This is a genomic window from Micromonospora sp. C95, from assembly GCF_018070465.1.
GTDB lineage: Bacteria > Actinomycetota > Actinomycetes > Mycobacteriales > Micromonosporaceae > Micromonospora.
In genome coordinates, this window is the sequence record NZ_JAGPXT010000002.1 from 146,544 (window position 1) to 159,962 (window position 13,419).

Sequence of the window (13,419 nt, forward strand, 5' to 3'; positions counted from 1 at the left end):
GCACATACCAGTACCGGTCGGACGTTTCCGGACCGTTTCCGGGCATCGTCGCCCGGGACAAGACTGCTCAGGAGGAGACCGCGAGGGGCCGTAGCCGCACCTCGACGACCAGCACCGAACCTACCCTCCGGGGAGGGTAGGTTTCACCCCACGGTGATGATCATCACGATGGTGTGGCGAAGGCCCTCACCGCCGGGTGTGAACTCTCGGCAGACCGGCTGGATCGGGCTCGATACGAGGTCATCCGGACTGGTGACGCCCGTTCCGGCCTCGTTCGGCCGGCACGGTTGCTGTACTCCGCTGCGGTACTTCCGCCGGCTGCCTGGTCCAGCCGATGAAACGGCGGTGCAGCGCGCCAGCCGGCGCCCACGGCATGTCCTCGGCTGCCTGGACGAGATAGCCACCGAGATAGAGAGCCAGCGACACCGGCGCATCCGCGTACTCCGCACGCAGCTCCCGCCGCCGCGTCGGGCACGGCCACGGCAGGTCGCAGCCGCCGCAGTTCCAGATCGGCAGCACCGGGCCGTGGGTGGTCACCGCACACCCTCCAGGAACCGGGCGACGCTCGCGCGGGCCTGCCGACTCGTCGCCCACTCCACCTGCCAGCACGGGTACGGCAACAGCCGCGACCACCACGCCCGGCAGCCGACGCACATGCCGTCTAGCCCTCGGACATGCACGGCGAGGATCGTCCGCTCCGGGCCGCCGGTCACTGCTCGCCCTCCTGGGGCCAGTGGCCCCGGTTGATCGGGATTCGGTGCCGAGCCCGGCACGGCAGGTCGGCCCCACACCGGCAGACACGCCGCCACAGTTGCCACGACCACACCGGCCGATGCCGCCGGGCGAGCGTCAACGCGGTAGCCGACAGGTACTCGTCGTACGAGACGCGCCGCTCCCGCGACATCGACGCATCCTTGCCCGCCGGGTGCTGTTGTACGCCTCGCGCCTGGTCCAACAGCCGCCGCCGGGCGGCGTCCTGCTCCATCGTCTGGAAGCGCTGACCGAACCCCGACACCGCCGGCGGCGACGAGAAGTACCGGCTGACTATTCGCCGCAGGAGTCCAATAGCCACCGCCACCTGTCCAGCCCTCCCTCCTGAGGACACGGAGGGCCATCTGCTGATGTGCCTCGATCCGCGCCCGATGTAGAGGTCAAGCGTCACGCCGTGCGCGTTGTCGATCCAGAAGGTGACTGTCCGCTAACCAGGTGTGCCGTCCGCTGGTGGTCGTCGTTCCGGGGCGTACTCGATGCACAGGTCACGCAATGTTGCGGCCTCTGGTGCGCCCGTCTGCTCCACCTTCGTCAGCAACTCCGCAGCCCGCCACCAGTTCGACGGCACCACCCGCCCGGACGCCACCGCCTGCGCCCCCAGGGCCACCGCCTCATCCGGCTGGCCGGCAGCGACCAACGCAAGACCAAGGTCAAGACGCGCCGACGCAGACCGGCGGGGCCGCGCTCCCCCATCACCGTGCGGATCCAGATCCGCCAACACCGCCCTCGCCACCTGCTCGGCACCAGGGTCACCCGCCCACGCCAACGTCGTGGCCGTATACGCGGCAGCCTTCGCCGGGTCGTAGCGATAGTGGTGCTCGGCCCGCTCGGGAACAGGCAGATTCGCCGTCAGCCGCTCAACCCGGTCCAACGCGCGCCGGGTCGCACCGACATCCCCGATCCGCGCCCACGCACGGGCCTCCTGGGCAGTCGCCTGGATGCGGGCGGAGCTACCCTTCGGAGCGACCCGCTGGGCTTGATCGGAAAGATCGAGTGCGGTCCGGTAGTCGCCTTGAGTCAATACATCCCAGGCCCGGGTCTCCAGACACCATGCCTGAATCTCCGCATGCTCCGCATGCTCGGCAAGATCACGCGCAGCTCGCAGATGGGCAGCCGCAGCAGTCCGCTGCCGCAGGTCGATGTGGACGGTCGCCCGCAGCACCGCCAGCCAGCCACCGGCAACCAACAACCGACGCCGTTGGGCAAGCGTGACCCGTCCATCCAGCAGCCGCCCCACATAGGCGAGATGCCGCCGCACCAACGGCAGAAGATCCACCGGAGCCAACGTCGGATAGGAACTGGCAAGGTCGTCAACGCCCTGCTCGATCCGGTCGAGCACGTCTCTACTCACGTCACTGGCAGCGACTCTCGCAAGCAGCTCGCCGGCCTCGGCGGCGTGGTCGACCGGCGTATCCACCAGGCCAGCAAGCACGCCTCCCGCGTCGAGAATCTGGTCCAGGTGGCGCGCCGTGTCCGCTGTCGGAGCCTTCAGCCCTGTCTCCAACTCGTGCAGATGACTCTTACTCCGATGCGCGAGCTGCCCCAGAGATCGAAGCGACAGACCACGCCGCTCCCGAAACTCACGCAGCGCTACACCGAAGCGCGGATCGACGGACGAGGCCATAACGCCGCTCCAAGCTCAACAGGCCAGGCGAACCCGCCCAGCCGCCACCCCATCGACCGTACCCCGCATCGAGGGCCCCTCGCCTGTAAGTTCGGCGCGCTCCGTCCGGCTGGATCCGTCCGGTCCGGAGCCTAGGGCGCCTGTCCGTGTCTGGTACCTGGCGGCTGCGCTCGTCCCGGCCGGTGGCTGTCGGCAGCTCAGACTGCGGTCCCGGTCAATCGTCCTCGTCCAAGAGACCGAACGCCTCCGGCGCATCTCCGACGAACTGGCGGTAGGGCGGTTGGAAGTTCTCCGCTCTGGCTGCGATGGCGGCGGCTAGACGTGCCCGATCAGCAGGCTCTAGCCCACTCAGCCGGGCAGCTGCATCGTTGAGCTGCTGCACGGCAATGTCCGGGTGGAGTGTCTCATCGTCGCACAGCTCGAAGAAGGCCAGGCACTCAAGCAAGCTGTCGAGCACTGCCGTAAAGACCGGGTCATCTGACACGCGCGCATGCTACGGCGTCCAGACGTTGCAGCGGAACATAGGCCGCCCTCCCGTAACCTGCGGCGACCTGGTCGGCGCGCTGGCCACGCCTGCTCCCGGGCTCACGTCGTTCGTCGCTGGTTGCCGACGTGTCACGCTGTCTGGTGCCCCATGTGTGCCCCGGAGACCCCTTGACACCCAGGCAACCAACACTGTGTCATGACCTGCTGCTCTACACCCAGTCAACTGCTGCAACGATCCCCCGGCGTCCGTGTTCGTCCGCCCACGTGCGTCCCGTCGTCACCCAGTTAGTCAGCGGCTCGCCTGACCCTCAGGTATAAACCCCGCGCCCGTACTCTTCGCTCGAGACCGTGAAGTCATCGGGCCGGGTCCGTCGCAGAAGTTCATACCGCTCCGCAAAGACGTCGATCGCCCGGTGCAGGCTGCACCCCTCTGCCTCGCGGATGGCCTGCATCGCTTGCAGGATCCGCCGTTGCACGATGAGATCATCGATTGACTGCCAGGCGTCCACGCGACCATCCTGCACGTCGACTGCCAGCTTGGGAATCGGGTTGATCCATACCGTGAGTAGTCGGGCTTGCTGGGGAGTGAGCGCGGAGCGTTCAGCTTGCAGCTGCCGGGATGCCGCTGTGGGCCGATGTTGACCGCTACATCGGGCACGCCGCGGGCACGGTGACCGCTTCGGTTCGAACTTCCATCGTCAGCGTTGGTCATCTTCCGTATCCCCGCAACCAATGCAGCGAACTGACCTCGTCGGCTCGCCCTTGCAAGACCATCCTGAACAGGTCCAGCATCCCGGCCCGCGAGTAGCCCTCCATGTGCAGCGGGCCGCGGACTTCGTCGTGATCCTCCCAGATCACAAGCCCTCGGCTTCCCGTGAACGCCGACACGCTGTACCCAGCCTCGTTATCGCTGATCCACACGTCAGGGTGCTCCGGGTCGTCAGCCTCTAACTCCTCAAGCAGACCCGGGAGCTGGTCAACCGAAGAAACCTCCTCGCTGGTTCCCCAACGATGCTGGATCGAGCAGCGAGACGCACTCGGAACATCAGCCATGGCAGCAATCCTCGCCTACGCCGAGACTGCAACCTGCCTCGGTGCCAACCGCATAGGCCCTGACTCTTTGGTGTGCAGGAACGACCCGCCGCCGGTGAGCTGCGCCACCAGCAGGGGTGAGCTGTCTGAGCGTCCGTAGAAGTCCACGGACGTCCGGCCTTGCTCGCGCTCGTCATCACTCAGTTGGTCACCCAGCCGGAGTGGCAGACGTTGAAGCGGAACCGAGCCGCCAGCTCCCTGTCAGCGGGAACGGGCCGCGACACCTGCTTGGAGCACCTCTCGGACTGACATAGTTACTTGGCGGCCCCTTGGGCTTCTCGCTTCCGCGCCAGCCGCCGGGCATGTTGCGTTGGGCCGGAGTCGGAGTGCCAGCGGAGCGACGGACGCGCGCCCACGCGGCGGAATCCCAGGCCCCCACCCGTGCTGGCCCAAGCACGTCCACGAGCGCGAGAGGACATCACCCATCGGCGGAGTGCGGCACCACCACGATTCCGCTCCCGGCGTCAGCCGCCTTTCAGGCGCCCACGTAGGCGGCGAGGTGCTCGCCGGTGAGGGTGGACCGGGCAGCGACGAGATCGGCCGGAGTGCCCTCGAAGACGACCCGGCCACCGTCGTGGCCGGCGCCCGGACCCAGGTCGATGATCCAGTCCGCGTGGGCCATGACCGCCTGGTGATGTTCGATGACGATCACCGACTTGCCGGAGTCGACGAGCCGGTCGAGTAGGCCGAGCAGGTGCTCGACGTCGGCGAGGTGCAACCCGGTGGTCGGCTCGTCGAGCACGTAGACGCCGCTCTGCTCGGCCATGTGGGTGGCCAGCTTGAGCCGCTGCCGTTCGCCGCCGGAGAGGGTGGTCAGCGGCTGGCCGAGGCTGAGGTAGCCGAGGCCGACCTCGGCCAGCCGGTTGAGGATGCGGTGCGCGGCCGGCGTACGCGCCTCGCCGGAACCGAAGAACTCCTCCGCCTCGCTCACCGGCATCGCGAGCACCTCGGCGATGTCCCGACCGCCGAAGTGGTATTCGAGCACGGATGCCTGGAACCGCTTGCCCTCGCACTCCTCGCACACGGTGGCCACGCCGGCCATCATCGCCAGGTCGGTGTAGATGACCCCGGCCCCGTTGCAGTTGGGGCAGGCGCCTTCGGAGTTGGCGCTGAACAGCGCCGGCTTCACCCCGTTGGCCTTCGCGAACGCCTTGCGGATCGGGTCGAGCAGCCCGGTGTAGGTCGCCGGGTTGCTCCGCCGGGAGCCACGGATCGCGCCCTGGTCGATGGACACCACTCCGGCGCCGGGCGGGATCGACCCGTGCACCAGGGAGCTCTTGCCCGATCCGGCGACGCCGGTGACCACGACCAGCACGCCGAGCGGAATGTCGACGTCGACGTCGCGCAGGTTGTGCGTCGAGGCCTTCCGGATCGGCAGGTGCCCGGTGGGCGTACGCACCGACTTCTTGAGGGTGGCCCGGTCGTCGAGGTGGCGGCCGGTGAGCGTACCGCTGGCCCGCAGGCCCTCGACGGTGCCCTCGAAACAGACGGTGCCGCCCGCCGTGCCGGCCCCGGGGCCGAGGTCGACGACGTGGTCGGCGATGGCGATCGTCTCCGGCTTGTGCTCGACGACGAGCACGGTGTTGCCCTTGTCGCGCAGCCGCAGCAGCAACCGGTTCATCTGCTCGATGTCGTGCGGGTGCAACCCGATGGTCGGCTCGTCGAACACGTAGGTGACGTCGGTCAGCGACGAGCCGAGGTGGCGGATCATCTTGGTGCGTTGCGCCTCGCCGCCGGAGAGTGTTCCGGAGGGCCGGTCCAGGCTGAGGTAGCCGAGCCCGATCTCGACGAACGAGTCGAGGGTGTGCTGCAACGACGCCAGCAGCGGTGCCACCGAGGGCTCGCGCAGCCCGCGCACCCACTCGGCGAGATCGCTGATCTGCATCGCGCAGGCGTCGGCGATGCTGACGCCCTTGATCTTCGACGACCGGGCCGCCTCACTCAGCCGGGTGCCACCGCAGTCGGGGCAGGTCGTGAAGGTGACCGCCCGCTCCACGAAGGCGCGGATGTGCGGCTGCATCGCCTCGACGTCCTTGGACAGGAACGACTTCTGGATCTGCGGGATCAGCCCGGCGTACGTCAGGTTGATCCCGTCGACCTTGATCTTGGTGGGCTCCTTGTGGAGCAGGTCGTGCAGTTCCTTCTTGGTGTACTTGCGGATTGGTTTGTCCGGGTCGAAGAAGCCGCTGCCCCGGTAGATCCGGCCGTACCACCCGTCCATGCTGTAACCCGGCACGGTGATCGCGCCCTCGTTGAGCGACTTGCTGTCGTCGTACAGCGCGGTCAGGTCGATGTCCGTGACCCGGCCGGTGCCCTCACAGCGCGGGCACATGCCACCGGTGATGCTGAAGCTGCGCCGTTCCTTCGTCGTGGTGCCGCCTCGTTCGATGGTCACCGCGCCGGCACCACTTATCGAGGCGACGTTGAAGGAGTACGCCTGGGGAGAGCCGATGTGCGGCTTGCCGAGCCGGCTGAACAGGATCCGAAGCATGGCGTTGGCGTCGGTGGCGGTGCCGACGGTGGAGCGCGGGTTCGCGGCCATCCGCTCCTGGTCGACGATGATCGCGGTGGTGAGCCCGTCGAGGACGTCGACCTCCGGCCGGGCCAGGGTCGGCATGAAGCCCTGGATGAAGGCGCTGTACGTCTCGTTGATCAGCCGCTGCGACTCCGCCGCGATGGTGCTGAACACCAGCGAGCTCTTACCCGAACCGGAGACGCCGGTGAACACCGTCAGCCGACGCTTCGGCAGCTCGACGGTGACGTCCTTGAGGTTGTTCTCCCGGGCACCCTGCACCCGGATCAGGTCGTGGCTGTCGGCGGCGGGGGGTGCCGGCCGGTTGTCCCTGCTCATCGCACTTCCTGGATACGGATCATGTTGCCGGCGGCGTCCCGGACGGCGCAGTCACGAACGCCGTACGGCTGCTCGGTCGGCTCCTGCACGATCTCGGTGTCGCTGGCCTGCAACCGGTCGAAGACGCCGTCGAGGTCGGGCGTGGCCAGCAGGATCGAGGCGTAGGTGCCCTTGGCCATCATCTCGGTGATGGTGCGCCGTTCCTCCTCGGTCACCCCCGGATCGGCGGCCGGCGGATGCAGCACGATCGAGGTGCCGGGCTGACCGGGTGGGCCGACGGTGATCCAACGCATGCCCTGGTAGCCGACATCGTTGCGGACCTCGAAGCCGAGGAGATCCCGGTAGAAGGCCAGGGCGGCGTCCGGGTCGTTGTGCGGCAGGAAGCTGGCGTGAATCGTGATGTCCATGGCGGTCACGCTAACTGCGGCGCATGGGCCGCGGCTTCTCGATTCCTGATCGGTCTGGTCACCTGTTTCACCACGCAGGAGGGCATCCCCTGGGTCGCGCGGGCCGCGTCCCGGCGGTAGACGCTCGGCGGCATGCCGACCAGTTCGGTGAAGCGGGTGCTGAAGGTGCCAAGCGACGAGCAGCCGACCGCGAAACAGACATCGGTGACGCTGAGGTCACCACGGCGCAGCAGCGCCATGGCCCGCTCGATGCGCCGGGTCATCAGATAGCCGTACGGGGATTCGCCGTAGGCCACCCGGAACTGGCGGCTCAGGTGCCCGGCCGACATGTTGACCCCACGGGCGAGCGCCTCGACATCAAGCGGCTGCGCGTACTCCCGGTCGATGCGGTCACGCACGCGGCGCAGCCGGGCCAGATCGTCGAGACGCTGTTCGGTGGTGGATCTGCTGGTCACCTGAGCGATCGTGCCACGCAGGTCCGACCGGCGGCGACTTTGTCGGCCACCCGGCGCGCCAAGGTCGCTTCGGAACCCGGTCGGGCCGATGTCACCCGGTGGTCTTCGGTGCAGGTCGGCGGTCGCGCGGAGCGACCAGGCCGGACTCGTAGGCGATGACCACGAGCTGGGCTCGGTCACGGGCGTGCAGCTTGGTCATCGCCCGGTTGATGTGGGTCTTGGCGGTCAGCGGGCTGATCACCAGGCGCTCGGCGATCTGGTCGTTGGACAGGCCCTGCGCGAGTAGGACGACCGCCTCCCGTTCCCGGTTGGTCAACTCCTTGAGCCGCGCACCCGTCCGCGCCGGCAGCGGCTCGGTGACGTACCGGTCGATCAGCTTGCGGGTGATCGACGGCGCCAGCAGGGCGTCGCCACGGGCGGCCACCCGGACGGCGTGCACGAGATCCGCCGGCTCGATGTCCTTGACGAGGAAGCCGGCGGCACCGGCCCGCAACGCGTGGAAGACGTGTTCGTCCAAACCGTAGTTGGTCAGGATGACCACGTGCACGCCGGCCAGGGCCGGATCCGCAGCGATCTGCCGGGTCGCCTCGATGCCGTCCATGACCGGCATCTGGATGTCGACGAGTGCGATGTCGGGCAGGTGTTCCCGGGCCAGGGTCAACGCCTGCTGGCCGTCGGCGGCCTCGGCCACCACCTCGATGTCGTCCTCGATGGCGAGCAGCGCGCGGAATCCGCTGCGCAGTAACGGCTGGTCGTCGACCAGCAGCACGCGGATCATGCCGCACCCACCGGAAGCTCGGCGTGGACGCTGAACCCGCCCTCGTCGCGTGCCTCGGCCCGGAGCAGTCCACCGAGAGCGGCGACGCGCTCCCGCATTCCGAGCAGTCCGACACCGGGCGCCGCCGCCCGGCCCGGCGCGGCGTCGCCGTCGTCGTCCACCCGGATCGCGAGGATGCCCGGCCGGTAGTCGATCCGGACCGACGCCGTGGCGGTGGACGCATGGCGGGCGATGTTGGTCAGGGACTCCTGCACGATGCGGTAGGCGGTGCGGTCGACCGCGACCGGCAGGTCGGGCCGTTGTCCGTCGATCGTCAACGTCGCCGCCAGGCCGGCCGTCCGGGCCCGGGCCACCAGTTCCGGGAGTTGGTCGAGTCCGGGCGCGGTGGCGGTGCCGTCGGCGCGCAACGTCTCCAAGGTGGCGCGCAGCTCCCGGGTCGCCTCGCGGCTGGCCTCCCGGATGGCGGCCAGCGCCTCCGGCACCGGCTCGCCACGCCTGCTGGCCAGGTGCACGGCGACCTCGGCCTGCACCTTGATGATCGAAATCTGGTGGGTGAGGGAATCATGCAGTTCCCGCGCGATGTGCAGCCGTTCCTCGTCGGCGCGGCGCAGTGCCGCCTCCTCCCGGGTGCGCTCGGCCTCCTCGGCACGCCGCTCGGCCTGCCGGAGCGCCTCACCCGCCGCCCCGGCGGCGACCAGCCAGGCCACTTCGAGGGCGTCGCGGGCCCGCCCGAGTGCCTCGCCGACGGGCAGTCCCGGTGGCAGCGCCAAAGCCGCGAGCGGAAGGGCGACAAGCATCGCGACGCCCGCGACGACCGTGACCATGCGGTGCCCCGCGCGTACGGCCGCGTAGACCGCGAACAGGAACGCGACGGCGGGCACCTCGACGCCGGTCGCCTGCTGGCCCACCGCGCACACCCCGGTGACGATCAGCACCGCGACCGGTGCCCGTCGACGCGCGGCCAACGCCAGACCGCCGGTCATCAACCAGGCGTAGCCGAGCAGATCCTCCCCATCGGCGGGGCGGGTCGCGGACAGCGCGGCGATCAGCAGCACCGCCGTCACGCCCACCGCGACCGTCCAGTCCCTGACCGCAGCGCGCCTCAGGACCCGCCCGCACCGCTCGCCCATGCGCGCACCCTAACCGGCCGGCGCGGCCGGGCGACTCCTGCGCAGGGACGACTGGCCGGCTACCACGCACGCGGTAGTGGTGCGTCGGCTACGGCGGACGTGGCAGCCGGTCATGCCAGCTGCGGCAGCCGGAAGTGCCTACGGCGGCCGGATGACCGCCGCTGCGCCCGCCGACATGATCGGTGACGTCGAGTTCCACGACCCGTACCCCACGTAGGAGACAGGCATGACGATCGTCAGGCTCGTACTCACCGCACCGGTGACCACGCAGATCGCCGCCCACCCGGCGGCCGCCCAGGGAGTCAGCATGGGTACCGGCCGGATCGGATCGACGGTGGCCGCCCTGTTGGCACTCGCGGGGGTGGTCGTCGGCGGACTGGCGCTCGCCCGGCCCGCGGGTCGTTCCCGTGACGGCAAGACTCGGCGGGGCTGGATCGCCATGATTGCGGGAGCGCTCGGGTCGGCCGTCGGCGGTCTGGTCGTGGTCACCTCGGACGGTGGTCTCGGCACCGGCAACGGCCGGGGTGGCGGCTACGTGGCGCTGGTGGTGGGGCTGATCGCCGTGGTCGTCGGCGGGGTCGTGCTGGCCCGCTCCCGACGTTCCGGCTGAGTGGCCGCAGCCGGTTCGATCCGGCTGAGCTGGGCGAGGTCGACGGTGCCGGCCCGGATCACGGCTGCGGCCAGCCCGGTGGTCGCCGGGTGGGACCCGACCCGCTGCTCGGCGGTGGCGATCCGCAGCGACTGCGTCAGGTGTGCCCGCAGGTGCCTGGCGAACCGGTGGTGGAACTGCTGCCCGGTGGCCGAACGCAACGCGGTCAGTTCCTCGTCGGTGACCATGCCGGGCATGTCGTGGCCCTCGTGTGGGTTGGCCACCGGCGCGCCGGAGTCGACCAACAGCCGCCGGGACCGGCTCAGGTGCATCCGTTCGCCGGTCTCGATCCGGGTGGCGAGTCGCCGCCAGGCCGGGTCGGTGGTCCGGCTCGGCACCAGGTCGAGGATCGGCAGCAGCCGCTCGGCCATGGCCACCGTCAGCTGGAGCCAGGCGATGTCGGTGGAGCTGAACTGGCCATCCGTACCGGGAAGAACCGTAGTGGGTGATCCGGCGGCCGGTGCCGGTCCGGTCACCGGTGCGAGGTCCGACGGCGGTCCGGTGCGCGGTGGCGACGGTCCACCGGTGGTCGGTGGCGTTCCGGTGGCGCACCCGGCGACGAACAGCAGCGCACCCAGCAGCGCGCCGAGTGGGTGTCGCACGCGGCCTCCTTCGCGTCCGCCCGGCGGCGGGCCGGCATCACCGGGCCCGCCGCCGGGGTGTCACGGATCGGCTCAGAGCGGCCTGCCGTCGTGCCCGCACTTGATGACCGGACGGATGCAGTCGCGGACGCGGCGCGCCAGCTCCTCCACCGGCCAGGCGTTGAAGAAGTCGCCGTGCATCGTGTAGCCCCGCCCGGAGGCCAGTCGCAGCCGCGACGGGTCACCGTTCACCGGGTACCGCAGCACCTGCCGCAGCTTCGGCACGTGCACCGGGTGGCTGGCCGGACAGGCCTGGTTCACCGGGTACGCCAGGTGGCTCTGGTGATCCGGCGAGTCGAGGTCCCGGCCGTTCCAGCACTGCGGGAAGTCAAGGTACGACTCCAGCATGGTGCCGGCCGGGCAGTTGACGAAGTCCTTGGACGGCGGCACGTGCCCGGCGTGCAGGCAGGACCAGCGGGCGATGCTGTCGCCGGGTCCGGCGGCCCGGGCGTTTCCGGCGACGAGGCGCAACCCCTGCGGGAACGGCTGGGTCTGCGCGACGACGTCCGATCGGACCCCTTCCCCCAGGTAGTAGAACGTGGCGATGGTCGGCTCCACCGGCACGTTGTCGCGGTAGAGGGTCGGCACCCAGTACGACGAGACGTCGACTCGTGGGTTGCAGGTGGTGCTGGATCGGACCAGGTCGGGCAGCGTGGTGTGGGCGTTGGTCACGGTGCTGCCGAAGAAGCTGTGCATGTGCGAGGCGCCGGGCAGCCCGGGAAAGACGATGGGGTCGTCCGGGAGCCGGTGGCTGTACGTGCAGTCGGCCGGGAATTCGGCGACCCGGATGGCATTGACACCCGGGGCGGCGTCGGCCGGCGCGGTGGTGGCCACGACGTAGCTGCCGAGCAGCACCAGCAGGGCGCCGATCGCGGTGGCGAGGCGTAGCCGGCTGCGGCCGGCGGGATGGGGTGCGGCGCTGTCCATCTCATGGCTCCTGTCGGGAGGGCCAGGGTCCTTCCGGCGCCGCCGCCGTAGACACCGGAGCTTCCCTGGCCGGACTGGTGGTGGTCGCGGTTGCGAGTGAGAGAGCGCTCTCACACCAGCCTCACCCCAACGTCGATGGTTGTCAATACAAACCGCAGTTGGGCGCAACGACGACGGGCCGACCCTCAGGGGTCGGCCCGTCGAGTGCCGATGGCGGCGGGGGGGGGGGGTCGACCTCGGTCGACGCCCCACCCGGTTCACCAGGTCAGCCGCTTGAGCAGGTCGCGGACGGCGTGGTGTTGTTGCCGTTCTTCCAGAGCGTGATGCCGAAGTTGTTGCCGTTACCGTTCGGACGTGCGGTGATCGTGCCGCTGTTGCCGCTGATCGAGGCGTTCCAGCTGTTCTGCAGGCTCTGGCCGCCGTTGGTACGGATGGTGACGGTCCAGTTGTTGCTGCCACTGACCGAGAAGGTCGTGTTGAACCGGTCGTTCCAGTCCTCGGCACGGTTCACGCTGACCGAGCAGTTGCCATTACCGGGCGGCGGGGTGGTCGGGTTGGTCGGGCCGGGGCCGGGGGTGCCGCCTTCCGAGAGGGTGATGTCCGAGCTTCCCTGGCTCTGGTAACCCTCGGTCGCCATGATCTGGTAGTAGTGGTTGCCGAGGTTCAGGCCGACGCGGGCCCAGGCGTCGAAGTGGTTGGCGGTGGTGATGGTGCCGCTGCTGCGCTTCTGCTGCCGGACGCTCCAGTACTGGTAGAACGTCTGGGTGCCGTCGATCGACGGGGCGTTGACCCGCTGGCTGCGCAGGATGTCGTAGGTGCCGCCGTCGGTGGTGACGCTGCCGAGCCGGGTGGCCCCGCTGCTCGGGTTGTAGCTGCCGAAGTTCTCGACGATGTAGTACTCGACGAGCGGGTTGCGGGTCCAGCCGTACAGAGCGAGGTAGCTGTTGTTGTTGCCCGGGTTGTAGCTACCCGAGTAGCTGATCGTGCGCCGGGTTCCCGGGTTCCAACCCTTACCGCCGACCCAGTTGTTGGTGCTCCTGCTCCACGAGCTGGAGTAGCGGCCGTTCTCGCGCAACACCATGCAGGCGTCGCCGCTGTCCTTCCAGAACGAGAAGAAGAACCCGTTGTGGGTGCCTTCCGTGTTCGAGCAGACCTGCCGGTCGGCCTCGGCCTGGGCGGGGCTGGCCGAGATCGCGACGGTGCCGGTGGTGGCCAACACTGCGGCGAAGGCGGCGGCAGCGAGCATCCTGACGCGTCCACGCCTGCGACTTCGTGGTGGGACGGGGACGTTGTTCATGCTTCCTCCTCATGACGGCTGGCCGGCGGCCAGCAGTGCGCTACGAACCGGCGGTCTCGGTGGCCGGGCGGCCACCATCGACTGTCGACGTCGTACCGGGTGGTGGTCTGCCGGTCGTCCTGCACCGTGACCGGCGGAGTAGGTAGCGACAATCAACGATCATCCAGATTCGTCGATGGCCAACAGTATTGGCGCGCCTCCACCGAACCGTCAACAACTTCCGGAAATATTCCCGAAACCTTGCTCTGGCCAGCCGCTGCCGAGAGGGAGCACGTTGGCACTGATCAGCAACAACAGGCCGGCAGGTCACC

14 protein-coding genes and 1 pseudogene are annotated in these 13,419 nt (G+C 69.3%); 1 reads left to right on the top strand and 14 read right to left on the bottom strand.

What is annotated here, in order from left to right:
• Window positions 1-240: 240 nt before the first annotated feature.
• From KBX00_RS03275 to KBX00_RS03330, 11 genes and pseudogenes are all read right to left on the bottom strand, one after another.
• Window positions 241-537, bottom strand: a complete 297-nt coding sequence (locus tag KBX00_RS03275) for a hypothetical protein (protein ID WP_210823107.1) — start codon at window positions 535-537, stop codon at window positions 241-243.
• Window positions 534-893, bottom strand: a pseudogene (locus tag KBX00_RS29595) (hypothetical protein); the annotation flags it as partial. The gene KBX00_RS03275 and the pseudogene KBX00_RS29595, both read right to left, overlap by 4 nt.
• 305 nt (window positions 894-1,198) lie before the next feature.
• Window positions 1,199-2,395: a helix-turn-helix transcriptional regulator gene (locus tag KBX00_RS03290; RefSeq protein WP_210823112.1), complete on the bottom strand. Its 1,197-nt coding sequence runs from the start codon at window positions 2,393-2,395 to the stop codon at window positions 1,199-1,201.
• A gap of 214 nt (window positions 2,396-2,609) precedes the next feature.
• Window positions 2,610-2,879 (bottom strand): hypothetical protein, encoded by a 270-nt coding sequence (locus KBX00_RS03295; RefSeq protein WP_210823114.1) that lies wholly within the window; start codon window positions 2,877-2,879, stop codon window positions 2,610-2,612.
• 310 nt (window positions 2,880-3,189) lie between these two features.
• A complete protein-coding gene (locus KBX00_RS03300) occupies window positions 3,190-3,390 on the bottom strand; it encodes a hypothetical protein (RefSeq protein WP_210823116.1) in 201 nt (66 codons plus the stop codon).
• A gap of 199 nt (window positions 3,391-3,589) precedes the next feature.
• Window positions 3,590-3,934, bottom strand: coding sequence for a hypothetical protein (locus KBX00_RS03305; protein WP_210823118.1), 345 nt, complete (start codon window positions 3,932-3,934; stop codon window positions 3,590-3,592).
• Window positions 3,935-4,448: 514 nt separating this feature from the next.
• Window positions 4,449-6,824 carry an excinuclease ABC subunit UvrA gene (locus tag KBX00_RS03310; protein WP_210823120.1) on the bottom strand — a complete coding sequence of 792 codons (2,376 nt, stop codon included), beginning with the start codon at window positions 6,822-6,824 and terminating at the stop codon, window positions 4,449-4,451.
• The gene (locus tag KBX00_RS03315) at window positions 6,821-7,231 is read right to left on the bottom strand and encodes a VOC family protein (RefSeq protein WP_210823122.1); all 411 of its coding nucleotides are present in this window, start codon (window positions 7,229-7,231) and stop codon (window positions 6,821-6,823) included. Before KBX00_RS03315 ends, KBX00_RS03310 begins: the two co-directional genes overlap by 4 nt.
• 5 nt (window positions 7,232-7,236) lie before the next feature.
• On the bottom strand, window positions 7,237-7,686 hold the full coding sequence (locus KBX00_RS03320) for a helix-turn-helix transcriptional regulator (protein ID WP_210823124.1): 450 nt from the start codon (window positions 7,684-7,686) through the stop codon (window positions 7,237-7,239).
• A 91-nt stretch (window positions 7,687-7,777) separates the two neighbouring features.
• The gene (locus KBX00_RS03325; protein WP_210823125.1) at window positions 7,778-8,464 is read right to left on the bottom strand and encodes a response regulator transcription factor; all 687 of its coding nucleotides are present in this window, start codon (window positions 8,462-8,464) and stop codon (window positions 7,778-7,780) included.
• Entirely contained in the window at window positions 8,461-9,594 is a 1,134-nt protein-coding gene (locus KBX00_RS03330) for a sensor histidine kinase (RefSeq protein ID WP_210823126.1), read from the bottom strand. Before KBX00_RS03330 ends, KBX00_RS03325 begins: the two co-directional genes overlap by 4 nt.
• Before the next feature lie 226 nt (window positions 9,595-9,820).
• Here KBX00_RS03330 and KBX00_RS03335 point away from each other — a divergent pair, with 226 nt between their 5' ends.
• Entirely contained in the window at window positions 9,821-10,204 is a 384-nt protein-coding gene (locus tag KBX00_RS03335; RefSeq protein WP_301547260.1) for a DUF6223 family protein, read from the top strand.
• Here the strand turns inward: KBX00_RS03335 and KBX00_RS03340 are convergent.
• The 3 genes from KBX00_RS03340 to KBX00_RS03350 all read right to left on the bottom strand — a co-directional run bounded on the left by KBX00_RS03340 (window position 10,126) and on the right by KBX00_RS03350 (window position 13,057).
• A complete protein-coding gene (locus KBX00_RS03340) occupies window positions 10,126-10,845 on the bottom strand; it encodes a DUF305 domain-containing protein (RefSeq protein WP_210823127.1) in 720 nt (239 codons plus the stop codon). The two genes, KBX00_RS03335 and KBX00_RS03340, sit on opposite strands and share 79 nt — an antisense overlap.
• Window positions 10,846-10,917: 72 nt before the next feature.
• Window positions 10,918-11,811, bottom strand: a complete 894-nt coding sequence (locus KBX00_RS03345; RefSeq protein WP_210823128.1) for a DUF1996 domain-containing protein — start codon at window positions 11,809-11,811, stop codon at window positions 10,918-10,920.
• A 265-nt stretch (window positions 11,812-12,076) separates the two neighbouring features.
• On the bottom strand, window positions 12,077-13,057 hold the full coding sequence (locus tag KBX00_RS03350; protein ID WP_301547261.1) for a glycoside hydrolase family 11 protein: 981 nt from the start codon (window positions 13,055-13,057) through the stop codon (window positions 12,077-12,079).
• Window positions 13,058-13,419 lie beyond the last annotated feature (362 nt).

Bases quoted from the DNA above. Each gene is read 5' to 3' on its own strand.
- KBX00_RS03345 (WP_210823128.1), bottom strand. From the start codon at position 11,811: ATGGACAGCGCCGCACCCCATCCCGCCGGCCGCAGCCGGCTACGCCTC.
- KBX00_RS03310 (WP_210823120.1), bottom strand. From the start codon at position 6,824: ATGAGCAGGGACAACCGGCCGGCACCCCCCGCCGCCGACAGCCACGAC.
- KBX00_RS03330 (WP_210823126.1), bottom strand. From the start codon at position 9,594: ATGGGCGAGCGGTGCGGGCGGGTCCTGAGGCGCGCTGCGGTCAGGGAC.
- KBX00_RS03305 (WP_210823118.1), bottom strand. From the start codon at position 3,934: ATGGCTGATGTTCCGAGTGCGTCTCGCTGCTCGATCCAGCATCGTTGG.
- KBX00_RS03335 (WP_301547260.1), top strand. From the start codon at position 9,821: ATGACGATCGTCAGGCTCGTACTCACCGCACCGGTGACCACGCAGATC.
- KBX00_RS03315 (WP_210823122.1), bottom strand. From the start codon at position 7,231: ATGGACATCACGATTCACGCCAGCTTCCTGCCGCACAACGACCCGGAC.
- KBX00_RS03325 (WP_210823125.1), bottom strand. From the start codon at position 8,464: ATGATCCGCGTGCTGCTGGTCGACGACCAGCCGTTACTGCGCAGCGGA.
- KBX00_RS03350 (WP_301547261.1), bottom strand. From the start codon at position 13,057: ATGCTCGCTGCCGCCGCCTTCGCCGCAGTGTTGGCCACCACCGGCACC.
- KBX00_RS03290 (WP_210823112.1), bottom strand. From the start codon at position 2,395: ATGGCCTCGTCCGTCGATCCGCGCTTCGGTGTAGCGCTGCGTGAGTTT.